This window comes from Blautia sp. AM23-13AC (genome assembly GCF_003435675.1).
In the GTDB taxonomy this organism is placed as follows: Bacteria; Bacillota; Clostridia; order Lachnospirales; family Lachnospiraceae; genus Fusicatenibacter; species Fusicatenibacter saccharivorans.
The window spans coordinates 506323-506559 of sequence record NZ_QTUL01000002.1; the positions used below are offsets into that span (position 1 = coordinate 506323).

Consider the following 237-nt stretch of genomic DNA (forward strand, 5'->3'; position numbering starts at 1 on the left):
ATATTTACTTTTTGAAAGAACTGACCTGTAAGAGTTTCTTACAGGTCGCATTCACTCCCCGAGTTGGGCTCGAACCAACAACCCTTCGGTTAACAGCCGAATGCTCTACCATTGAGCTATCGAGGATTATTCAATTGAAGATATCTGATATACCTTCAAAACCGCATACACTTAACATCTATATATCATACCATACTTTCTTTCCGAACACAACCATTTTCTGCAAAACTTTTGTTT

1 tRNA gene is annotated in these 237 nt (G+C 38.0%); it reads right to left on the reverse strand.

What is annotated here, in order from left to right:
- Positions 1–54 precede the first annotated feature (54 nt).
- Positions 55–126, reverse strand: a tRNA-Asn gene (locus DW642_RS04760).
- Between the last annotated feature and the right edge of the window lie 111 nt (positions 127–237).